Genomic DNA, 22,655 nt, shown 5'->3' on the forward strand with positions numbered 1-22,655 from the left:
CGACACATGACATCGCGCAGCCACCCTCCCTTCCGCGCCGACCACGTCGGCAGCTTTTTGCGCCCGGCCTACCTGCTCGAAGCGCGCGACCAGTTCTTCAACCAGAAAAGCATCACCGCCGAGCAACTGCGCAAGGTGGAAGACCGCGCCATCACCGAGATCGTGAAGTTCCAGGCCGACGTGGGCCTCTCCTCGATCACCGATGGTGAATTCCGCCGCACCTACTTCCACATCGACTTCCTGGAACAACTCGGTGGCGTGAAGACCGACATCCCGGTCACCATCGTCAAACCCGACGGCACCGAGGAACTCGCGCCACCGGTGATCCGCGTGATCGACAAGGTGCGCCACGCCAAGAACATCCAGCTCGCAGACTTCCAGTACCTCAAGGCGCAGGTGGAAGCGCTGGGCCAACCGGGCCTCACGCCGAAGGTGACGATTCCTTCGCCAACCATGCTGCACTTTCGCGGCGGTCGCGCCGGCATCAGCAAAGAGGCTTACCCAGAGCTGGACCCGGTGTTCTACGACGACGTGGCCAAGGCCTACGGCGAAGAGCTGCAAAGCCTGGCCGACGCCGGCTGCACCTATGTGCAGATGGACGACACCAACATGGCGTACCTGTGCGACGAGCGCATGCGCGAAGCCGCGCGCAGCCGTGGTGACGACCCGAACGAACTGCCGCACCGCTACGCCCAGTTCATCAACAAGGTGGTGGCGCACAAGCCCGCCGGCATGACGCTGGCCATGCATCTGTGCCGCGGCAACTTCAAGAGCACGCACGCGGCGGCCGGCAACTACGAGCCGGTGGCCGAAGCCCTGCTCTCCGAGATGAAGCTGGACGCCTTCTTCCTCGAATACGACGACGAGCGCTCGGGCGACTTCCGCCCTCTGCGCTATCTGTCGAAGGACAAGATCGTGGTGCTGGGACTGGTGACCACCAAGTTCGGCCAGCTGGAGACCAAGGACGCGCTCAAGCGCCGCATCGAAGAAGCCGCGAAATACGCGCCGCTGGACCAGATGTGCCTCTCGCCGCAGTGCGGCTTCTCCAGCACGGTGCACGGCAACAACATCGCCATGGAAGATCAGCGCAAGAAGCTGGCGCTGGTGGTGGAAACGGCGAATGAGGTCTGGGGTTCTGTTTGAAGGCACCCCTGAAGTTCCACTTCGACTTCATCTCGCCCTTCGGCTACTTCGCTTCGCTGCGCATCGAAGACCTCGCCGCGCGGCACGGGCGAGGTGTGGAGTGGCATCCCATGCTGCTGGGCGTGTCGGTGCTGAAGGTGATGGGCATCAAGCCCTTGATGGAGACACCGCTCAAGGGCCCGTACACCGAGCGCGATGTGCTGCGCTACGCGCGTGAGCACAGCGTCCCATTGCAGCGGCACCCGAACGACACGGTGATGAACCCGCTGGCCAGCGGACGTGCCATGGCCTGGGTGAACCGCCACCAGCCGCAGCGCGCGGCCGAGGTGGCGCACGCCATCTACGGTGCCTACTGGGGCCAGGGGCTGGACCTGTCCACCCCCGCCTCACTGATCCCCGTGGTGGGCGAAGAGCTTGCCCAAGCTGCCGCCAGCGACGAGGCCGCAGCACTGCTGCGCGCCGAGGTCGACGCCGCGTTGCAGGCTGGCGTGTTCGGCTCGCCCACGGTGGTGGTGGACGGCGAGCCCTTCTGGGGCATCGACAAGTTCGAGCAGATTCACCGCTGGCTACAGCGCGGTGGCTGGTGAGCTTCAGCCGAAGCGGATATCGACCGGGACCGCGATGGCGGCCAGTGCCGCGCGCAACCGCTGCGACAAGCCCTCATCGGGAGCACCACCGAGCGTGATCAGCGCGCGCTGGCGGCCACCCTCGTCGCGGGCCTCGACGCGCGCCGCACGATCGGGCGCCAGCTCCTGCGCGATCTCGCTCAGGCGGATCTCGATGGCCCGCAGTCGCAGCGTGGGTTTGAACACCTTGCCGATGGCGGTGAGCGGCAAGGCCTCGACCAGCACCACGCGCTTCGGGCAGGCGGGCCGCTCGTACACGTGCGGCGCCACTTCGCGCAAGAGCACCTCGGCGTCCAGGCCCACACCGGCGCGCAGCACCACAAAAGCCACCGGCACTTCGCCCGCGTAGGCATCGGGCTCGGCCACCACCGCGCACTGCAGCACGGCTGGGTGCGCCATGAAGGCGTCTTCCACCAGGCCGGGGTCGATGTTGTGCGAGCCACGGATGATCACGTCCTTGGCGCGGCCGGTGATGTGGACGCGGCCGGCCTCGTCGAGATGGCCAAGGTCACCGGTGACGATCCAGCCCTGCTCGAACATGCCTGCATTGCGCTTCGCGTTCAGGTAGCCCGGGCTCACGTGCGGCCCGCGCAGCACGAGCACGCCGGTCTCGCCCGCGGCACAGCGCTCTTCCAGTTGGGTCTCGCCATCGCGCCAGGGCACGGCATGCACCTCGGTGAAGGGCAGGCGCAGACCGGCTGAGCCGGGCGTGCGTGGCCCGAGAAGCGGCTCGATGCTCACCAGCCCGGCGCATTCGGTCATGCCCAGGATGTTGCGCACGGGGATGCCGGTGGTGGCTTCAAAGCGCTGGGCCAGCTCGGCCGGCAGCGGTGAGCCGCCGGTGAAGGCCGCGCGCACGCTCGAGATGGTCGCGTTCAGCGGCACGCCCAGCAGGCTGGCCAGCACGGTGGGCACGCAGGCCAGGTGCGTCACGCGCTCGCGTTCGCAGAATTGCCAGTAGCGCTGCACGAAGCCGGTGTTGCGCATGCCGCCGAGCGTGGGCAATACCTGGCGCGCGCCGATGGCCAGCAGGGCCAGGCCATACACAAAGGCACCGGCCACGTGGAACAGCGGAAAACCGTTGACCTCCACCGACGTCTCGTCCATGTCGTAGAACGCATGCGCGAACCAGGCGGTGTGCGCTTCGTTGCCAGCGGTGTGCTGCGCGAGCTTGGGCGCGCCGGTGGTGCCGCCGGTGTGGAACAGCGCCACCACACGGTCGGGGTGCAGGTCGGGCTCGAAGGTGAGCACCTCTGGCTGCGCGGCCATGAGGTCCTGCATCGATGGTCTGTTGGCCACCGCCGCATCCACCTCGATGGGCACGAGCACGGTGGCGTGCAGCGCCTGCACAGCCAGTGCCGTGGGCCACACCGCCAGCTCCGCGTTCGGCCCCAGGGCCACCAGCACCTTGGCGTTCGAGGCCTGCAGCAACGCGGCGATGTGATCGGGCTGCAGCAGGAAGTTGATCGGGCACACGCGGCCCGCCAGTTGCGCGCCCCAGAGCACGGCGTGTGCCTCTGGCGTGTTGGGCGCGAGCATGGCCACGGCATCGGCTTCGTGCACACCGAGCGCACGAAAGGCGTTGGCCGCGCGGTGGATGTTGGCCAGCAACTCGCGGTAGGTGACGCGCTTCGGCGGTGTGTCCAGCGACGCGTCGGGCAGAAAAGTGAAAGCCTCGCGCTCGGGGAAACGCTCAGCGGTAGCGCGGATGAGCGCGTAAGGGCTTCGGTGCGGTGCCACCGTTGCCAGCGGCGCACGCTCCAACACTTGAATGTCCGCAAGTGTTGCAAACGCCTTCATGCCAGACCTAGAAGACGCACCGCGTTGCCTTTCAAGATGCCGGGCATCACCTCGGGTTTGAAGCCCGCGACCTCAAAGTCCTTCATCCAGCGCTCGGGCGTGATCAGCGGGTAGTCGCTGCCGAACAGGATGCGGTCCTTGAGCAGCGTGTTCGCGTACTGCACGAGTTGCTTCGGAAAGTACTTCGGGCTCCAGCCGCTGAGGTCGATCCACACATTGGGCTTGTGCGTTGCCACACTCAGCGCCTCGTCCTGCCACGGAAAGCTCGGGTGCGCCATGACGATCTGCATGTCGGGGAAATCGATCGCCACGTCGTCCAGGTGCATGGGGTTGCTGTACTCCAGCCGCAGGCCACCGCCGCAGCGCATGCCCGAGCCGATGCCGCTGTGGCCGGTGTGGAAGATGGCCGGGAGTTTGTGGGCGTTGATCACCTCGTAGATCGGCCAGGCCATCTTGTCGTAGGGGTGGTAGCCCTGCACCGTGGGGTGGAACTTGAAGCCCTTGATGCCCTCTTCCTTGATCAGCCGCTCGGCCTCGCGCGCGCCCATCTTGCCCTTGTGCGGGTCGATGCTGGCGAAGGCAATCATCATGTCGCTGTTCTCGCGCGCGGCCTGTGCAATCTCTTCGTTCGGAATGCGCCGGCGGCCCAGTTGCGACTCGCTGTCCACGGTGAACATCACCAGGCCGATCTTCTGCTCGCGGTAGTAGGTCACCGTCTCGGCGATGGTGGGTCGGCGGTTGCTGCCGAAGAACTTGTCGGCTGCGCGGTCGTACTCCTCGCCGTAGTTGTCGAAGGGGTTGCGACAGCTCACTTCGGCGTGCGTGTGGATGTCGATGGCGATGAGGTTTTTGTGGTCCATGGTTGTCTCTCGATGGTGGGTCAGACCTAGGGAAAACACGGGGGTTGGTCGGACGGGTTTGGCTTGTTTTGGTTATTGTTTATAACCATAATCGACCTTCGATTCAAGCGCAAAAACCCCGAACAGACGGCCGACGCCGACACCCGACATGCCCATCCATTCCACCGACATCAGCCTCAGCCTGCAAGGCGCTTCGTCAGAAATCGCCGTCATCACGCTCAACCGCCCGGCCAAGCGCAACGCTCTCAATGATGGACTGATCCTCGCGCTGCGCGACATCTTTCAGGCCATGCCGCACGGCGTGCGTGCCGCGGTCATCCACGGCAGTGGCGACCATTTCTGCGCCGGCCTGGACCTCTCCGAACTCAGCGAACGCGACGCCGGCCAGGGCCTGCACCACTCGCGCATGTGGCACAGCGCGCTGGAGTGCGTGCAGTACGGCCCGGTGCCGGTGGTGGCCGCGCTGCACGGCGCGGTGGTCGGTGGTGGCCTGGAGCTGGCCAGCACCTGCCACATCCGCGTGGCCGACGAGTCCGCCTTCTTCGCGCTGCCCGAGGGCTCGCGCGGCATCTTCGTGGGGGGTGGTGGCTCGGTGCGCATCCCGCGCCTGATCGGCGCCGCGCGCATGGCCGACATGATGTTCACCGGCCGCGTCTACAAGGCGCCCGAGGCCGAGCGCATCGGCCTCACACAGTACCTCGTACCGCAGGGCACGGCGCTGGAGAAGGCCATGGAGCTGGCCGCTCGCATCGCGCAGAACGCGCCATTGACCAACTACGCGCTGATGCACGCGCTGCCGCGCATCGCCGAACAACCGGCCGACCAGGGCTACCTCACCGAAGCCATGATGGCCGCCATTGCACAGAGCGACCCCGAGGCCAAATCGCGCGTGCGCGCTTTCCTGGAAGGCCGCGCGGCCAAAGTGAACAAAGAGTGAGAGCGCCATGAGCCAGAACCCGACCACGGCCCGCTACCGCCCCCTCACCTTCGGCGTCACGCGCGCCACCTTGCGCGACGGCGCGCAAGGCACGCACTACCTGCGCGCCGACCAGGACCTGCCTCCTTTCCCCGAGCGCATCACCGACCGGCTGGTGCACTGGGCAAAAACGCGCCCCGACCAGACCGTGTTTGCCCGCCGCGAGAAGAACACCGACGGCAGCACCGGCGACTGGCGCCACATCACGTTTGCGCAGGCACTCGACGCCGCGCGCCGCATCGGCCAGGGCCTGCTGAACCGTGGCCTCTCGACCGAGCGCCCGGTGCTGATCCTGAGCGAGAACGACATTGAACACGCGCTGCTCGCGCTGGGCTGTGTGTACGCCGGCATCGCGTATTGCCCCACCTCGCCCGCCTACTCGCTGGTGAGCCAGGACTTCGACAAGCTGCACCACGTGGTGAAGACGCTCACACCCGGCCTGGTGTTCGCCAGCGACGCGCAGCGATACAGCCGCGCCATGCTGGCCACGCTGGGTGAAGGCGTGGAGCTGGTGACGACCGAGGGCACCGTGCCCGGCCGCGCCACCACGTCTTTTGCTTCGCTGCTCGCCACCGAGGCCACGCCGGCCGTGGACGCAGCGATGGCCGCCACCGGCCCGGACACGATCACCAAGTTCCTCTTCACCTCGGGCTCGACCAAGATGCCCAAGGCCGTGATCAACACGCAGCGCATGTGGTGCGCCAACCAACAGCAGATGATGGCGTCGATGCCGGTGCTGGCCGAGAGCCCGCTGGTGCTGGTGGACTGGCTGCCCTGGAACCACACCTTCGGCGGCAACCACAACTTCGGCATGGTGATGTACCACGGCGGCACGCTCTACATCGACGACGGCAAGCCCACGCCCGCGCTGATGGGCGAGACGCTGCGCAACCTGCGCGAAATCGCGCCCACGGTGTACTTCAACGTGCCCACCGGCTTCGAGGCGATCGCCAACGCCATGAAGACCGACGACGCATTGCGCAAGATGCTGCTCTCGCGCGTGCGGATGTTCTTCTACGCCGGCGCCTCGCTGGCGCAACCGGTGTGGGACGCACTGCACGCCGCGCAGGAAAGCGAGATCGGCGAGCGCATCGTCATGGGCACGGGTCTGGGCATGACCGAGTCCGGCCCCTTCGGCATCTTCGTGACCAGCCCCAACGTGAAGGCCGGCGACCTTGGCCTGCCCACACCGGGCCTGGAACTCAAGCTGGTGGATGCCGGCGGCAAGACCGAGGTGCGCTACAAGGGCCCCAACATCACGCCTGGCTACTGGCGCATGCCGGCCGAGACCGCCGAGGCATTCGACGAAGAAGGCTTCTTCAAGACCGGCGACGCGGTGAAGTGGATCGACGAGACCGACATCCACCTGGGCCTGAAGTTCGACGGCCGCATCGCCGAAGACTTCAAGCTCGCCACCGGCACCTTCGTGAGCGTGGGCCCGCTGCGCGCGAAGATCATCGCGGCCGGCGCGCCCTACATCCAGGACGTGGTGATCACCGGTCTGGACATGAAGGAAGTTGGCGCCATGGTGTTCCCCACGCCGTTGGTGCGCACACTCGCCGGCCTGCCGGCAGAAGCGCCGATGCACGACGTGCTCAACAGCGCACCGGTGCTGGCGCACTTCCAACGCGTGGTGACCGAACTCGCCAAGACATCCACCGGCAGCGCCAGCCGCATCGCGCGCCTGTGCCTGCTGGCCGACCCACCCACCATCGACCGTGGCGAAGTCACCGACAAGGGCTCGATCAACCAGCGCGCCGTGCTGGCCCACCGCGCCGAGACCGTTGAACGCCTGCACGCGGACACGCTGCACGCGATCCTGAAACCCCAGTAAAGACAAGACATGGCATCCCGCGGATTCTTCAACGCCTTCGACGACGTCTGGCTGCTGGCCGGCGTGCGCACGCCCATGGTCGACTACTGTGGCGCGCTCGGCCACATCTCGCCGACCGACCTCGGCATCAAGGCCGCGCGAGAAGCGCTGGCCCGCGCCGGCGTGCCGGGCGAGCACATCGGTTCGGTGGTCACGGGCAACATGGCGCCCGGCGACTTCGACCAGTTCTTCCTGCCGCGCCACATCGGCCTGTACGCGGGCGTTCCCGTGGAGGTGCCGGCCATCATGGCGCAGCGCATCTGCGGCACCGGCTTCGAGCTGTTCCGCCAGGCCGGCGAACACATCCAGGGCGGCGCGTGTGATGCCGCGCTGGTGGTGGGCACCGAGAACATGACGCGCAACCCCATTGCCGCCTTCGACCACCGCACCGGCTTCAAGCTCGGCGCGCCGGTGGGCTTCAAGGATTACATGTGGGAGGCGCTGAAGGACCCGGCGGCCGGCATCAACATGATCCAGACCGCCGAGAACCTGGCGAAGCAATACGGCATCACGCGCGAAGAGGTGGATGCGTTTGCCTCCGCCTCGTTCTCCAGGGCCGTGGCCGCGCAGGAAAGCGGTTTCCTCGCTGGCGAGATCGTGTCCGTGATCAGCGAAAAGTTCGAACTCGCCGGCTACAAGGCGCGTGGCATCAAGCTGCAGGGCAAAGCCACCGAGGTGACCACCGACACCCACCCGCGCATCTCGCCGGTGGAGGTGCTGGCCAAGCTGCGCGCGGTGTTTGAAGGCGGCGTGCAGACCGGTGGCAACAGCTCGGCGCTGGTGGACGCGGCCGCGGCCTGCGTGGTCGCCTCAGGCACGTATTCGAAAGGATGGGCCAAGGCGAACGGCAAGCAGCCGCTGGCCCGTGTGGTGGCTGCCTCGGCCGTGGGCGTGCCACCCGAGACCATGGGCATCGGCCCCGCGCCCGCCATCCGCCTGCTGCTGGAGCGCACCAGCCTGACGCTGGCCGACATCGCCCGCTTTGAAGTGAACGAAGCGCAGGGCGCACAAACACTCGCCGTGGCGCGTGAACTGGGCATGGACCTGGACCGCCTTAACGTCAACGGCGGCGCCATCGCACTCGGCCACCCGCTGGCCGCCACCGGCGTGCGCCTCACGCTCACGCTGGCGCGCGAACTGCAGCGCAGCGGCCAACGCTACGGCATCGCCAGCGCCTGCGTGGGCGGCGGCCAGGGCATGGCCCTGCTGATTGAAAACACAACAGCCTGAAACAGAAGGACAACACCATGAACATTCAAGGACACGCCGCCCTCGTCACCGGTGGTGGCTCGGGCCTCGGCGAAGCCACGGCGCGCGAACTCGCGCGCCTGGGCGCCAAGGTTGCGGTGCTCGATGTGAACCTGGACAACGCCAAGCGCGTGGCCGGCGAGATCAACGGCATCGCGTACCACTGCGACATCACCAACACCGAGAGCCTGCAATCCGCCATGGACGCGGCAGCCGCCGCCCACGGCCCGGCGCGCATTCTCATGAACATTGCCGGCATCGGCAGCGCCAAACGCGTGGTCGGCAAGGACGGCACGGCCGCCCCGCTGGAAGATTTCGCCAAGGTGGTCACGGTCAACCTGATCGGCACCTACAACGCGAGTCGCCTGTTTGCCGCCGCCTGCGCCAAGCTCGATCCACTCGAAGACGGCGAGCGCGGCGTGATGGTGTTCACCGCCAGCGTGGCGGCGTTTGACGGCCAGGTGGGACAGCAGGCCTACAGCGCCTCCAAGGGTGGCCTGGTGGGCATGACGCTGCCGATGGCACGAGACCTCGCGCAGCACGGCATTCGCGTCTGCACCATCGCACCGGGCCTGTTTTCCACACCGCTCATGCGCACCCTGCCCGAGCCGGTGCAGGCGTCGCTCGCGGCCAGCATCCCGTTCCCACCGCGCCTGGGCAAGCCCGAGGAGTTCGCCGCGCTTGCCGCGCACATCGTCACCAACACACACCTGAATGGCGAAGTGATCCGCCTGGACGGTGCCCTGCGGATGGCGCCCCGATGAGCAAAGTTGTCGTTTACGAAGTGGAAGTGATGTTCGGCGACTGCGACCCGGCCGGCATCGTCTTCTTCCCCAACTTCTCGAAGTGGATGGACGCGTCCTCGCTGAACTTCTTCGTCAAGTGCGGCGTGCCGCCCTGGCGCGAACTGGTGAAGACGCGCGGCATTGTCGGTACGCCGCTGCTGGAGATCCACACCAAGTTCATGCGCCCCGCCACCTACGGCGAACGCCTGCAGATCCACACCAGCGTGACCGAGTGGCGCGAGAAGGTGTTCATGCACAAACACGTGGTGAAACGCGGCGACGACCTGCTGTGCGAAGGCACCGAGACGCGCGCCTTCGTGATCCACCCGCCCGAAGCGCCCGAGCGCATCAAGGCCATTCCCGTGCCCGAGGACATCAAGGCCCTCTGTTCCTGATCCCGTTCCCCAACTCACCACCACCCCAGAAGGAGACAACACATGAAAGCCGTCAAAACCCTCGTTGCCCTGGCCATCACGGCCCTGAGCAGCACCGCCGCCCTGGCCGACATCAACATCGGTGTGAGCCTGGCGCTCACCGGACCCGGCTCCGGCCTGGGCATCCCGATGCAGAACCAGTTCAAGCTGTTCCCGCAAACCATCGGCGGTGAGAAGGTCAACCTGATCATCCTGGACGACGCGACCGACCCGGGCAAGGGCGCGGCCAACGCGCGCCGCTTCGTGACCGAAGACAAGGTCGACATGATCATCGGCTCGTGCATCACGGCCGTGGCCGCCGCCATGAGCGACATCGCGACCGAAGCTGGCACGGTGCAGCTCACCGGCTCGCCGGTCGGCCTGCCTCCGGGCAAGGACAAGTGGGTGTTCCGCCTGCCGCAGTCCAACACCGTGATGGGCCACGCCGTGGTCGAGCACATGAAGAAGCAGGGCATCAAGACCATCGGCTTCCTCGGCTACACCGACGCCTACGGCGAGCAGTGGCTGAAGGAAAGCGCGCCGCTGCTGGAGAAAGCCGGCATCAAGGTGGTGGCCACCGAACGCTTCGCGCGCACCGACACCGGCGTGACCCCGCAGGCGCTCAAGATCACCTCCGCCAACCCCGACGCGGTGCTCATCGTGGCCTCCGGCAGTGGCGCGGCCATGCCGCACATGGCCATGATCGAGCGCGGCTACAAGGGCAAGATCTACCAGACACACGCTGCAGCCACGCAAGACCTGATGCGCGTGGGCGGCAAGTCTGTTGAAGGCGCGTTCGTGGTCTCCGGCCCGGCCGTGATCGCCGAGCAGTTGCCCGACAGCCACCCGTCCAAAGCGGTCGCAATCGACTTCGTGCAGAAGTATGAGAAGTCGGTCGGTGCCGGCCTGCGCAACCAGTTCGCCGGCCACGCCTACGACGCACAGATCGTGCTCGAGAAGGTGATCCCGATGGCGTTGAAGAAGGGCAAGCCTGGAACCCCTGAGTTCCGCGCCGCGCTGCGCGACAGCATGGAGACCATGGGCCGCACCATCTTCTCGCACGGCGTGATGAACTGGACGCCATCGGACCACTGGGGCTTCACCAACGAAACCGGTGTGATGCTCAAGGTTGTCGACGGCAAGTTCCGAGTGGAGTAAGCACCCCCCGCGTCGCCTTCGGCGCCTCCCCCCTCTCTCGCCTTCGGCGGGAGGGGGGCGACACCTCGGGCCGGCGGAGCCGGACCCTTGGTGTCCCTGGCTTTGGCGCGTCGCGCTCCGAGGGCGCTTCTTTTTATCGTTGAGGGTTTTATGGACTTTTCGATTGCCAGCATTCTTTTGCTGGACGGTCTCACCAACGGCGCGGTGTACGCGCTCTTGGGCCTGGCCACCGTGCTGGTGTTCACCGTCACGCGGGTCATCTTCATTCCCCAGGGCGAGTTCGTCGCGTACGGCGCGCTCACCCTGGCCATCTTTCAAACCGGCAAGGTGCCCGGCACCGTGTGGCTGCTGCTGATCCTCGCCGGTGTGGCCGCGCTCATGGAGCTGTCGGGCCGCTGGCAGCACCACCGCAATGCGCTGGTGGCCGCCAAGGCCGCGGGCCGCATGTTGATCGCACCCATCGTGGTCTCGGCCGTGGCCATCTGGGCCGCACCGCAGCAGTTTCCGCTCGCCGTGCAGGCCGCGCTCAGCGTGGCCATCGTCACCGTGTACGGACCGCTGGTCTACCGCGTGGCCTACCAGTCGCTGGAGAGCGCCACGCCGCTGGTGTTGCTGATCGTCTCGGTCGGCGTGCACTTCGCCATGACCGGTCTGGGCTTGCTGTTCTTCGGCGCCGAGGGCTTCCGCAACCCGGCGTTCTGGGACGTGCGTTTCACCCTCGGCCCGGTCATGCTCTCGGGTCAGGCCATCATCACCGCGCTGGCCACGGTGGCGCTGATCGTGCTGCTGTGGCTGTACTTCGAGCGCTCGCTGCGCGGCAAGGCGCTGCGCGCCACCGCCGTCAACCGCACCGGCGCGCGCCTGATGGGCATTTCGTCGCAGGCCTCGGGCCAGCTCACCTTCACCATGGCGGCCTTCATCGGCGCGCTCTCGGGCCTGCTGATCGGCCCGACCACCACCGTGTTCTACGACTCGGGTTTCCTGATCGGCCTGAAGGGCTTCGTGGCTGCTGTGGCCGCGGGCCTGGCCAGCTACCCCGGTGCGCTGATCGCCGCGCTGTTCGTCGGCGTGATCGAGGCCTTCGGCTCGTTCTGGGCCAGCGCGTTCAAGGAAGTGATCGTGTTCACCCTGATCCTTCCCGTGTTGTTGTTCAGATCCCTGCGCAGCAAACATTCCGACGAGGACCATTGAGATGCCGAAGCTGCAAAACATCGGCCTGCTGATCCTGGCCCTCGCGATCCCGCTGATCGTCGCACTGCCCCTGCCCGACTTCTGGATCGCGCAACTCAACTACATCGGCATGTACAGCATGACGGTGCTTGGTCTGATCCTGCTCACCGGCGTGGGAGGCCTCACCTCCTTCGGACAGGCGGCGTTCGTCGGCATCGGCGCCTATACCACCGCCTGGCTCACGCTCAACACCGGTCTGTCGCCCTGGGTCACGCTGTTCATCGGCATGGGCCTCACCGCCGGCAGCGCGCTGCTGGTCGGGCTGATCACGCTGCGCATGTCGGGTCACTACCTGCCGCTGGCCACCATTGCTTGGGGCCTGTCGCTCTACTACCTCATGGGCAACCTGGACGCGCTGGGCAAGTACGACGGGCTGCTCGGCATCCAGAGCCTCTCCATCGCCGGTTTCGACATCGGTCAGGGGCGCGCCTTCTTCGTGCTGACCTGGGTCATCCTGCTGGCCTTTGCCGCCGCCCTGCTCCACCTGCTGGACTCGCGCCCGGGTCGCGCCATCCGTTCGCTCAAAGGTGGTTCGCAGATGGCCGAGGCCATGGGCATCAGCACCTTCCGCTACAAGGTCACCATCTTCGTGCTGGCCGCGCTGTTCGCCTCCGTCGCCGGCTGGCTGCTCGCGCACTTCCAGCGCACGGTGAATCCGTCTGCGTTTGGCCTGAAGATGGGCATCGAGTACCTGTTCATGGCGGTGATCGGGGGCGTGGGCCACGTGTGGGGCGCCATCGTCGGCGCCGGCCTCATCCGCGTGCTCGAGGACCAGTTGCAGGTGCTGCTGCCCAAGCTCATCGGCACCAGCGGCAGCTACGAGGTGATCGTGTTCGGCATCGCGCTGGTGGTGGTGCTCAAGTACCTGCCCGACGGTCTGTGGTCGCTGGTCGGGCGCAACCTGCCCAAGCCACCGCGCAAGGTGGATTGGGCCGATGCCGCCGCCCTGCCCGAACGCGCCAGGCCCGCCACCGGTGCACTGGTGCTCGACGTGCAGAAAGCGCGCATGCAGTTCGGCGGCCTGGTGGCCGTGAACGACATCAGCTTCCAGATCCACGCTGGCCAGATCGTGGGCCTGATCGGCCCCAACGGCGCGGGCAAGTCCACCACCTTCAACCTCATCACCGGCGTGCTGCCGGCCACCAGCGGCGAGGTGCTGTTCCAGGGCGGCAACGTGATTGGCAAGCCCTCGCGCGAGATCGCGCAACTGGGCATGGCGCGCACCTTCCAGCACGTGAAGATGATCCCGGACATGACGGTGCTGGAAAACGTGGCGCTGGGCGCGCACACGCGGGGTCGCAAAGGCGTGTTGCCGGCCATGCTGCGCGCCAACCGCACCGAAGAGAAACAACTCTTCCGCGAAGCGCAACGCCAGCTGGAGCGGATCGGCATGGGCGCGTATCTGCACGAGCAGGCCGGCAACCTGGCCATGGGTCCGCAGCGGCTGATGGAGATCGCGCGCGCGCTCTGCGCAGACCCCACCCTGCTGCTGCTCGACGAGCCCGCCGCCGGCCTGCGCCACCAGGAGAAGCAGGCCCTGGGCGGCGTGTTGCGCCAGCTCAAGGGTGAAGGCATGAGCATCCTGCTGGTGGAACACGACATGGATCTGGTGATGCAGATCTGCGACCACCTGGTGGTGATGGAGTTCGGCACGCTGCTCACGCAAGGACCGCCCGAGCAGATCCAGCAAGACCCGAAAGTGCGGGCGGCCTACCTCGGCACGGAGCATTGACATGAGCACGACAACCCCCATTCTTCAAGTCAAGGGCCTGCGCGCCGGCTACGGCCGCGCCGAGGTGCTGCACGGCATCGACATCCAGGCCCAGCCCGGCGGCGTGATCACCGTCATCGGCCCCAACGGCGCGGGCAAGTCCACGCTGCTCAACACCCTCATGGGCATCCTGCCCGGCCAGGGAAAGATCGAATTCCGCGGCCAGGACATCACCACGCTCACCCTCGAAGAGCGCGTGATGAACGGCATGGCGCTGGTGCCCGAGAAACGCGAACTCTTCGGCACCATGCCGGTGGAAGACAACCTGCTGCTCGGTGGTTTCCGCCAGATGCGCCTGGGCAACGCGAAATGGCGCAGCAAGCTCGACGACGTCTACACCATCTTCCCGCGCCTGCAGGAGCGCCGCACCCAGCTGGCCGGCACGCTTTCGGGCGGTGAGCGCCAGATGCTCGCGGTGGGGCGCGCCCTCATGTCCAGCCCCGACCTGCTCATGCTCGACGAGCCCAGCCTGGGCCTGGCGCCGCTGATCGTGCGCGAGATCTTCACCATCATCGAACGGCTGCGCCAGACCGGCGTGACCATCGTGCTGGTGGAGCAGAACGCCCGCGCCGCGCTGCAGGTGGCCGACCACGGCTATGTGCTGGAGATGGGCGAACTCAGCGCGCAGGGCCCGGCCCGCGAACTCGCCAGCGATCCACGCGTGATCGAGACCTACCTGGGAAGTGCGCGCAAGGCTACAACCGTATGAGCGCCGCGCCGGGCCGCCCCAAGCCAGCTCGCACCGCGGTGCGAAGCACGAAGGTTTCCGAATGAATGCCTACCAGCCCCACGCCGCCGACCACGCCTTCGTGCTGTTCGACGTGCTGCGCGCGCATGAGCGCCTGGCAGAACTGCCGGCGATGGCGGAGCACGCCGACACCGCCTTGCTCACCCAGGTGATCGACGAAGCCGGCAAGTTCGTTGGCGAGGTGGTGGCGCCCCTCAACCGCAGCGGCGACGAGACCGGCGCGCAGTGGAAGGCCGGCGTCGTCACCATGCCGCCGGGGTTCCGAGATGCCTACCAGGCCTTCTGGCAGGCGGGCTGGCCGTCGCTGGCGTGCGCGGTGGACGATGGTGGCCAGGGCTTGCCCACGGTGGTGGAGGCCGTGCTGCACGAAATGCTGAACGCCGCCAACCACGGCTGGACCATGGCGCCCGGCCTGCTGCACGGCGCCTACGAATGCATCCGCCACCACGGCAGCGTTGAGCTGAAGGCGCGCTACCTGGAGAAGCTGGCCACGGGCGAGTGGCTGGCCACCATGTGCCTGACCGAACCCCACGCCGGCAGCGACCTGGGCCTGGTGCAGACCAAGGGCGTGCCGCTGGCCGATGGGCGTTTTGCGCTGTCAGGCACCAAGATCTTCATCTCCGGCGGTGAACACGATCTGAGCGACAACATCGTGCACCTGGTGTTGGCCCGCCTGCCCGATGCACCGCCTGGCCCCAAGGGTTTGTCGCTGTTCCTGGTGCCCAAGTTTCACGAAGACGGCGAGCGCAGTGCGGTTCATTGCGAGCGCATCGAAGAGAAGATGGGCATCCACGCCAGTCCCACTTGCGTGATGCGTTTCGACCAGGCCGCGGCCTCGATCGTCGGCGAGCCTGGCAAGGGCTTGAACGCCATGTTCGTGATGATGAACGCGGCGCGGCTGCTGGTGGGCCTGCAAGGCATCGGCCTGCTCGACGCGGCGTGGCAGAAGGCCAATGCCTATGCGCAGGAGCGCCGCCAGATGCGCGCACCCGGCAGCACCAGCAAGGCCGGTGCTGCCGACTTGATCGCGCTGCACCCCGCCATCCAGCGCATCCTGGGCACCCAGCGCGCCTGGATTGACGCCGGGCGCGTGATCGCCTACCGCACCGCGCTCGAAATCGACACCCAGAAACACCACCCCGATGCCACCCGCCGCGAAGCCGCTGCGCGCTGGTGCAGCCTGGTCACACCGGTGCTCAAGTCGGCCTGGACCGACCAGGCCTTTGTGGGCGCGAGCGCCTGTCTGCAAGTGTTCGGCGGTCACGGCTATGTGCGCGAGTGGGGCATCGAGCAGCATGTGCGCGACGCGCGCGTGGCCATGATCTACGAGGGCACGAACGAGATCCAGGCGATCGACCTGCTGGTGCGCAAGACCCTGCCCGACGGGGCCGCCGCGCTGCAGGCACTGCGGGGCGAACTGGCGGCAGACAGCGCGCAAAGCCCCCGCACCCGGCAGGCGCTGCAAGCCTTCAGCGCCTTCGTGCGCGAGCAGGTCGTGCCGCACACCAGCGCGGGTGACACAGCGCCCGACCAGCCGTTCTGGCTGGCCGACGATTTCCTGCGCGCCCTGGCCTTGCTGCTCATGGCCTGGGCCTGGGACCGCCTGGCCGCCGCACCCGACGTGGATGCCACCGCCCATGCGGCCTTCTGGCGCTGGGTGTGGCCCGAGTTCGACATGCGCATGGCCATGATGAACACCACCTTGTCGGTCGGGCAGCAACGCCCGGCTATGCTCTGACGATGCCTGAAACCTCCACCGCCAACGCCATGCGCCGCCCCCGCGGGCCGCGCAAAAACGCCGCGGGCGACAGCCTGCAACTCGACGCCGGAGCAGGCAACAATGCAACGGGCGATGCGCCCGAGGTCGACACCTCGTACCTGGAGACCCTGCTGGGCTACAACGCCCGGCGCGCGGCGCTCACCATCATTGCGCTCTTCCTGCGCCGCATGGAGCCCTACGACCTGCGACCCGTGGACTTCTCGGTGCTGACCGTGGTGGCGCACAACCCCGGCGTGACCTCGCGCCAGATCTGCGCGGCTCTCGACATCCTGCCGCCCAACCTGGTGGGCATGGTCAAGGCGCTGCACAAGCGCGGCCTGATCGAACGCCAGCCCCACCCCACCGACCGGCGTGCCCAGGGCCTGCACCTCACCCCGGCCGGGCAGCGCCTGCACGCCCAGGCCAAGACCACGGCGACCAACCTGGAACAGGAAGCCACACACGCCCTGAGCGCGGCCGAACTGCAGACCCTGACCGCCCTGCTGCGCAAGGTCTACCGCCGCTAGACCCTGGCAATCAGGGTAAATCCGTAGCGTGGGCCTTTGCGCCACATTTGCGCCGCACGCAGCTAGCAAACTGGTAGCACCCCGGCTTCGTGTCTATAGTTCTCATTCGGGCTTTCGCCAGGCCTCCCAGGAGAATCCGCATGAGTGCCAAAGACAACGCTGCCGTGATCCAGCTCTTCGACCTGCTCGAATCACGCTACGCCATGCGGGTGATCTGGGCCCTCTCCGACGGCCACCCCCAGACCTTCCGCCTGCTGCAGGACAGCGTGGGCGGCGTGACGCCCAACACCCTGAACACCCGCATCAAGGAACTGCGAGCGGCGCGGCTGGTGGACCACAGCGGCCACGGCTACCGCCTCACCACGCAGGGCGCTGAACTGGCTCGCCGTCTGAGCGATGTGCAGCAGTTCGCCACCAAGTGGTCGCACCAGCAGGCGCGGGTCGCGGCCAGCGCCACGCTGCACCAGCAGGGCGCCTGATCAGGCGGCGGGGCTGGTTACGACGGTCTGGCGCTGCTCGCCAAGCCCTCTCGCACCAAGCGTCATCACATCCCCGGCCTTCAGGTACTGCGGCGGCTTGTGGCCCATGCCCACGCCCGGTGGCGTGCCGGTGGGAATCACATCACCGGGCTGCAGCGCCATGAAGCGGCTCAGATAACTCACGATGGTCTTCACGCCGAAGATCATGGTGCGCGTGTTCCCGGTCTGGCGGCGCTCGCTGTTCACATCCAGCCAGAGATCCACGTCCTGCGGGTCGCCCAGCTCGTCCGGTGTCACCAGCCACGGGCCCAGGGGGCAGTGGGTGGGGTAGCTCTTGCCCTTGGCCCACTGGCCTTCGTATTCCATCTGGTAGGCGCGCTCGGACACGTCGTTGACCAGGCAGAAGCCAGCCACGAAGTCCATGGCCTCGTTTTCACTCACATGGAAGGCCCGGCGGCCGATCACGATGCCCAGCTCCACTTCCCAGTCGAGCTTCTGCGCGCCCGGCGGCAGCCACACGTCGTCGTTGGGACCACAGACTGCGCCGCTGTGTTTGTTGAACACGATGGGCTGGCCCGGCGGCTTCAGGCCGGCCTCGGCCGCGTGGTCGGCGTAGTTCAGGCCGATGCCGATCACGTTGCCCACACCACCCACGCAAGGGCCGAAACGGGTGCCGGGCGGCACAGCGGGCAGACCGGTCGGATCGAGCGCGGCCAGCCGGGCCATAGAATCACGCCCCAGGGTGGCTGGATGGATGTCGGCCACCACCCCCGAGAGATCGCGCAGCGTACCGCTTGCATCGATCAGACCGGGTTTTTCGGCACCCGCGGGTCCATGGCGAAAGAGTTTCATGGGTTCAACCTGTTGAGTCGTCTGTTGGAAAGGGGCCGATTGTGACCCCCGACCCCGTCAAACGCCTGTCGCCTCCTTGAAACCGGGCCACGTGCCCCCATGTGCCTGCCTGCGGCCAGCGTTGCCCACCCTTTTTCAGAAACTTTTCCATTCACTTCCATGAGCCACGACAACCAGCCCGCTGACAACGCCTTCCCGGACCCCAGTGCGCCTGTGAGCGCCGAAGAAGCGATGGCAGCCGCCTCGGCCAACGAGGCCGATGCCCTGACCGCTCTGACCCAGGAGGTGTCCACACTCAAGGCGCAGAACGCCGACCTGGCCGAGCAGTTCCTGCGCGCCAAGGCCGAGGCCGAGAACACCCGCCGCCGCGCTGAAGAAGAAATCAGCAAATCGCGCAAGTTCGCGGTCGAAAGCTTCGCCGAGAGCCTGCTGCCCGTGGCAGACAGCCTGGAAGCCGGGCTGGCGATCTCCGAGGCCACGCGCGAGCAGCTGCGCGAGGGCTCCGAGGCCACGCTCAAGCAGCTCAAGAGCGCGCTGGAGCGCCACCGCGTGATGGAGATCAACCCGGCGGGTTCGACGAAGTTCGACCCGCACCAGCACCAGGCCATCAGCATGGTGCCGGCCGAGCAGGAGCCCAACACCGTGGTGAGCGTCCTGCAAAAGGGCTACTCCATTGCCGACCGCGTGCTGCGCCCGGCCCTGGTCACGGTCACCGCGCCCAAATAAGCATCCGGTGCGGTCGCGCTCTTGAAAAGAGCCCGACTTATCCACACCTCATCCACATCGTTTTCAACAATTTTTTCTAGACGGAGTCACAACATGGGACGAATCATCGGCATTGACCTGGGCACCACCAACTCTTGCGTGTCCATCATGGAAGGCAACACCACCAAGGTGATCGAGAACTCGGAAGGTGCACGCACCACGCCCTCGATCGTGGCTTACCAGGAAGACGGTGAAGTGCTGGTGGGCGCCTCCGCCAAGCGCCAGGCCGTGACCAACCCGCGCAACACGCTGTACGCGATCAAGCGCCTGATCGGCCGCAAGTTCACCGAAAAGGAAGTGCAGAAGGACATCAACCTGATGCCCTATTCCATCGTGGCGGCCGACAACGGCGACGCCTGGGTGGAAGTGCGCGGCAAGCAGATCTCGGCCCAGCAGGTCAGCGCGGACATCCTGCGCAAGATGAAGAAGACCGCCGAGGACTACCTGGGCGAGCCGGTCACTGAAGCCGTGATCACCGTGCCCGCGTACTTCAACGACGCGCAGCGCCAGGCCACGAAAGACGCTGGCCGCATCGCCGGCCTCGATGTGAAGCGCATCATCAACGAGCCCACCGCCGCGGCCCTGGCCTTCGGCCTGGACAAGCAGGAAAAGGGCGACCGCAAGATTGCTGTGTATGACCTGGGTGGTGGCACGTTCGACGTGTCCATCATCGAGATCGCCGACGTCGATGGCGAGAAGCAGTTTGAAGTGCTGTCCACCAACGGCGACACCTTCCTGGGCGGCGAAGACTTCGACCAGCGCATCATCGACTACATCATTGGCGAGTTCAAAAAGGACCAGGGCGTCGATCTGTCGAAAGACGTGCTCGCGCTGCAGCGCCTGAAAGAAGCCGCGGAAAAGGCCAAGATCGAGCTCTCCAGCTCGGCCGCGACCGACCTGAACCTGCCCTACATCACCGCCGATGCCTCGGGCCCCAAGCACCTGAACATCAAGCTCACGCGCGCCAAGCTCGAAGCCCTGGTGGAAGAGCTGATCGAACGCACCATCGCGCCTTGCCGCATGGCCATCAAGGACGCCGGCATCAGCGTCTCCGACATCCACGACGTGATCCTGGTCGGCGGCATGACCCGCATGCCCAAGGTGCAGGAGAAGGTCAAGGAGTTCTTCGGCAAGGAGCCGCGCAAGGACGTGAACCCCGACGAAGCCGTGGCCGTGGGCGCCGCCATCCAGGGCCAGGTGCTCTCGGGTGACCGCAAGGACGTGCTGCTGCTCGACGTGACCCCGCTGTCCCTGGGCATCGAGACCATGGGCGGCGTCATGACCAAGATGATCCAGAAGAACACCACGATCCCGACGAAGTTCGCTCAGACCTTCTCGACCGCCGAAGACAACCAGCCGGCCGTGACCATCAAGGTGTTCCAGGGCGAGCGTGAGATCGCCTCCGGCAACAAGCTGCTGGGCGAGTTCAACCTCGAAGGCATCCCTGCTTCGCCGCGCGGCATGCCTCAGATCGAGGTGTCGTTCGACATCGACGCCAACGGCATCCTGCACGTGGGCGCCAAGGACAAGGGCACCGGCAAGGAAAACAAGATCACCATCAAGGCGAACACCGGCCTCTCCGAAGCCGAGATCCAGCAGATGGTGAAGGACGCCGAGCTCAACGCCGCCGACGACAAGAAGAAGGTCGAACTCGTGCAGGCGCGCAACCAGGCCGAGGCCATGGTGCACAGCGTGAAGAAGAGCCTGGGCGAACACGGGGACAAGCTCGACGCCGCCGAGAAGGAAGCCATCGAGACGGCCCTGAAGGACGCGGAAGAAGCGGCCAAAGGCGAGGACAAGGAAGCCATCGAGGCCAAGACCGAAGCGCTGATGACCGCCAGCCAGAAGCTCGGCGAGAAGGTGTACGCCGCCTCGCAAGCCGAGCAGGCGGCCACCGCCGAGAGCGCGCCGCAAGGCAACAGCAAGGCGAACGACGACGATGTCGTCGACGCCGAAGTCAAGGAAGTGAAGAAGTCCTGATTCGCTGAAGCTTCGATCATCCGCCGCGTCAGGGAAGCCTGTCGCGGCGTTTGTGTTCCAACCGAACCCCCAGGGGCTGTTCCCTAAAGACCATGGCTAAACGCGATTTTTACGAAGTGCTGGGCGTGCCCAAGAACGCCGCAGACGAAGAAATCAAAAAGGCGTATCGCAAGCTTGCGATGAAGCACCACCCCGACCGCAACCAGGGCGATGCATCCAAGGCGGCGGAAGAGCGGTTCAAGGAGGCCAAAGAAGCCTACGAGATGCTGTCGGACCCGCAGAAAAAAGCGGCTTACGACCAGTATGGCCACGCCGGCGTGGACCCCAACCTGCGCGGTGGCGCGGCCGGCGCCGAGGGCTTCGGTGGCTTCTCGGAGTCGTTCGGCGACATCTTTGGCGACATCTTCGGTGGTGCGCGCGGCCAGCGCAGCGGCCGCCAGGTCTACCGCGGCGCCGATCTGTCGTACGCCATGGAAATCTCGCTCGAAGAGGCTGCCGGCGGCAAGGAAACGCAGATCCGCATTCCGAGCTGGGACGACTGCGAAACCTGCACCGGCACCGGCGCCAAGCCCGGCACCAGCGTGAAGACCTGCAGCACCTGCCACGGCCAAGGCTCGGTGCAGATGCGCCAGGGTTTCTTCAGCGTACAGCAGACCTGTCCGCAGTGCAGCGGTACCGGCAAGATCATTCCCGAGCCCTGCCCCACCTGCCACGGCCAGGGCAAGATCAAGAAGCAGAAAACGCTGGAGATCAAGATCCCCGCCGGCATCGACGACGGTCAGCGCATCCGCAGCACCGGCAACGGTGAGCCCGGTCAGAACGGCGGCCCCTCAGGCGACCTCTACATTGAAGTGCGGCTGCGCAAGCACGACATCTTCGAACGCGAAGGCGACGACCTGCACTGCCAGGTGCCGGTGAGCATGACGGTGGCCGCCCTGGGCGGCGAGATCGACGTGCCCACGCTCGCGGGCAAGGCCACCATCGACCTGCCCGAAGGCACACAAAGCGGCAAGACCTTCCGCCTGCGCGGCAAGGGTGTCAAGGGCGTGCGCAGCAGCTACCCCGGCGACCTGTACTGCCACGTGGCGGTGGAAACCCCCATCAAGCTCACCGAGCACCAGCGCAAGCTGCTCAAGGAACTCGACGAGTCGTTCAAGAAGGGTGGTCACAAGCACAGCCCGAACGACAAGGGGTGGTTCGAGAAGGCGAAGTCGTTCTTCAGTTGATCTGAAGCCCGCTCCAAGAAAAAAGCGACGCTGGGGCGTCGCTTTTTTCATTGGGGTGAAGGGACGGCGCTTCAAGTGATTCGGACCAGCGAATGGGCACGGCGCGTCAACCTTTGAATTCTTGATCGCTTCGCTGCGCATTCGGAAGCTGCTCGTCCAGAGATTGGCGGTACTTGATACAGCCTCTCATGAACTGCGGCCAGGCCGGGACTTCCAGCGACGGAGCCACTTCCTCCGGCAACAGCGCCCACAGATCGGGATGGTGCCAACACAGATCATGGCCGCTGGCGTCTCGATGGGATCGAATGGCGCCGCGCAGTTTTTTGACCTCTGCAACAAGTTGGTCGCGCGACCGGGATTCAAGATCCTCGTCCATGGGGACCTCCAGACTGAGCAGAACGATACCGAGCTTGTACAAGGCTTTGGGTCCCCCCGC

At 66.3% G+C, this 22,655-nt stretch carries 21 protein-coding genes; 17 read left to right on the forward strand and 4 right to left on the reverse strand.

The window, feature by feature from the left end; all coding sequences use genetic code 11:
• The first annotated feature begins 6 nt into the window (after positions 1–6).
• Positions 7–1,143, forward strand: coding sequence for a 5-methyltetrahydropteroyltriglutamate--homocysteine S-methyltransferase (locus IV113_RS02665; protein WP_291080530.1), 1,137 nt, complete (start codon positions 7–9; stop codon positions 1,141–1,143).
• Complete coding sequence (locus IV113_RS02670; protein ID WP_291080532.1) at positions 1,140–1,730, forward strand: 2-hydroxychromene-2-carboxylate isomerase; 591 nt, start codon at positions 1,140–1,142, stop codon at positions 1,728–1,730. Before IV113_RS02665 ends, IV113_RS02670 begins: the two co-directional genes overlap by 4 nt.
• 3 nt (positions 1,731–1,733) lie before the next feature.
• On the opposite strand, the gene IV113_RS02675 is transcribed toward IV113_RS02670, so the two are convergent.
• Both IV113_RS02675 and IV113_RS02680 read right to left on the reverse strand, forming a co-directional pair.
• A complete protein-coding gene (locus tag IV113_RS02675) occupies positions 1,734–3,569 on the reverse strand; it encodes an AMP-binding protein (RefSeq protein ID WP_291080534.1) in 1,836 nt (611 codons plus the stop codon).
• Positions 3,566–4,429 (reverse strand): amidohydrolase family protein, encoded by an 864-nt coding sequence (locus IV113_RS02680; RefSeq protein WP_159605169.1) that lies wholly within the window; start codon positions 4,427–4,429, stop codon positions 3,566–3,568. The genes IV113_RS02675 and IV113_RS02680 overlap by 4 nt, the downstream gene beginning before the upstream one ends.
• Positions 4,430–4,577: 148 nt before the next feature.
• On the opposite strand from IV113_RS02680, the gene IV113_RS02685 reads away from it, so the two are divergent.
• The 12 genes from IV113_RS02685 (at position 4,578) to IV113_RS02740 (ending at position 17,396) form a co-directional block, all read left to right on the forward strand.
• A complete protein-coding gene (locus tag IV113_RS02685) occupies positions 4,578–5,366 on the forward strand; it encodes a crotonase/enoyl-CoA hydratase family protein (RefSeq protein WP_291080538.1) in 789 nt (262 codons plus the stop codon).
• 7 nt (positions 5,367–5,373) lie between these two features.
• Positions 5,374–7,239 carry a feruloyl-CoA synthase gene (locus IV113_RS02690; protein ID WP_291080540.1) on the forward strand — a complete coding sequence of 622 codons (1,866 nt, stop codon included), beginning with the start codon at positions 5,374–5,376 and terminating at the stop codon, positions 7,237–7,239.
• A 9-nt stretch (positions 7,240–7,248) separates the two neighbouring features.
• Positions 7,249–8,508 carry a thiolase family protein gene (locus IV113_RS02695; protein ID WP_291080542.1) on the forward strand — a complete coding sequence of 420 codons (1,260 nt, stop codon included), beginning with the start codon at positions 7,249–7,251 and terminating at the stop codon, positions 8,506–8,508.
• Positions 8,509–8,525: 17 nt separating this feature from the next.
• Complete coding sequence (locus tag IV113_RS02700) at positions 8,526–9,290, forward strand: SDR family NAD(P)-dependent oxidoreductase (RefSeq protein WP_291080544.1); 765 nt, start codon at positions 8,526–8,528, stop codon at positions 9,288–9,290.
• Positions 9,287–9,706 (forward strand): acyl-CoA thioesterase, encoded by a 420-nt coding sequence (locus IV113_RS02705; RefSeq protein WP_291080546.1) that lies wholly within the window; start codon positions 9,287–9,289, stop codon positions 9,704–9,706. The genes IV113_RS02700 and IV113_RS02705 overlap by 4 nt, the downstream gene beginning before the upstream one ends.
• A 42-nt stretch (positions 9,707–9,748) precedes the next feature.
• Positions 9,749–10,882, forward strand: coding sequence for an ABC transporter substrate-binding protein (locus IV113_RS02710; protein ID WP_291080549.1), 1,134 nt, complete (start codon positions 9,749–9,751; stop codon positions 10,880–10,882).
• A gap of 150 nt (positions 10,883–11,032) precedes the next feature.
• Complete coding sequence (locus tag IV113_RS02715) at positions 11,033–12,073, forward strand: branched-chain amino acid ABC transporter permease (protein ID WP_291080552.1); 1,041 nt, start codon at positions 11,033–11,035, stop codon at positions 12,071–12,073.
• Between the two features lies 1 nt (position 12,074).
• Entirely contained in the window at positions 12,075–13,844 is a 1,770-nt protein-coding gene (locus IV113_RS02720; RefSeq protein ID WP_291080554.1) for a branched-chain amino acid ABC transporter ATP-binding protein/permease, read from the forward strand.
• Between the two features lies 1 nt (position 13,845).
• Positions 13,846–14,592 carry an ABC transporter ATP-binding protein gene (locus IV113_RS02725; protein WP_291080556.1) on the forward strand — a complete coding sequence of 249 codons (747 nt, stop codon included), beginning with the start codon at positions 13,846–13,848 and terminating at the stop codon, positions 14,590–14,592.
• A gap of 61 nt (positions 14,593–14,653) precedes the next feature.
• Positions 14,654–16,369, forward strand: a complete 1,716-nt coding sequence (locus IV113_RS02730) for an acyl-CoA dehydrogenase family protein (RefSeq protein ID WP_291080558.1) — start codon at positions 14,654–14,656, stop codon at positions 16,367–16,369.
• Positions 16,370–16,371: 2 nt separating this feature from the next.
• The gene (locus tag IV113_RS02735) at positions 16,372–16,917 is read left to right on the forward strand and encodes a MarR family transcriptional regulator (RefSeq protein ID WP_291080561.1); all 546 of its coding nucleotides are present in this window, start codon (positions 16,372–16,374) and stop codon (positions 16,915–16,917) included.
• Positions 16,918–17,057: 140 nt separating this feature from the next.
• The gene (locus IV113_RS02740) at positions 17,058–17,396 is read left to right on the forward strand and encodes a winged helix-turn-helix transcriptional regulator (protein WP_291080563.1); all 339 of its coding nucleotides are present in this window, start codon (positions 17,058–17,060) and stop codon (positions 17,394–17,396) included.
• Here the strand turns inward: IV113_RS02740 and IV113_RS02745 are convergent, their stop codons facing one another.
• A complete protein-coding gene (locus tag IV113_RS02745; RefSeq protein WP_291080565.1) occupies positions 17,397–18,248 on the reverse strand; it encodes a fumarylacetoacetate hydrolase family protein in 852 nt (283 codons plus the stop codon). It abuts the gene before it with no gap.
• A 159-nt stretch (positions 18,249–18,407) separates the two neighbouring features.
• Here IV113_RS02745 and grpE point away from each other — a divergent pair, with 159 nt between their 5' ends.
• The 3 genes from grpE (at position 18,408) to dnaJ (ending at position 22,219) form a co-directional block, all read left to right on the forward strand.
• Positions 18,408–18,974, forward strand: coding sequence for a nucleotide exchange factor GrpE (grpE, locus tag IV113_RS02750; RefSeq protein WP_291080567.1), 567 nt, complete (start codon positions 18,408–18,410; stop codon positions 18,972–18,974).
• A 69-nt stretch (positions 18,975–19,043) separates the two neighbouring features.
• Positions 19,044–20,993, forward strand: coding sequence for a molecular chaperone DnaK (gene dnaK, locus IV113_RS02755; RefSeq protein ID WP_291081173.1), 1,950 nt, complete (start codon positions 19,044–19,046; stop codon positions 20,991–20,993).
• Between the two features lie 92 nt (positions 20,994–21,085).
• On the forward strand, positions 21,086–22,219 hold the full coding sequence (gene dnaJ, locus IV113_RS02760; RefSeq protein ID WP_291080568.1) for a molecular chaperone DnaJ: 1,134 nt from the start codon (positions 21,086–21,088) through the stop codon (positions 22,217–22,219).
• A 106-nt stretch (positions 22,220–22,325) separates the two neighbouring features.
• Here the strand turns inward: dnaJ and IV113_RS02765 are convergent, their stop codons facing one another.
• A complete protein-coding gene (locus IV113_RS02765; RefSeq protein ID WP_291080571.1) occupies positions 22,326–22,595 on the reverse strand; it encodes a hypothetical protein in 270 nt (89 codons plus the stop codon).
• Positions 22,596–22,655: the final 60 nt, after the last annotated feature.

Source organism: Hydrogenophaga sp. (genome assembly GCF_018780385.1).
GTDB lineage: Bacteria > Pseudomonadota > Gammaproteobacteria > Burkholderiales > Burkholderiaceae_C > Hydrogenophaga.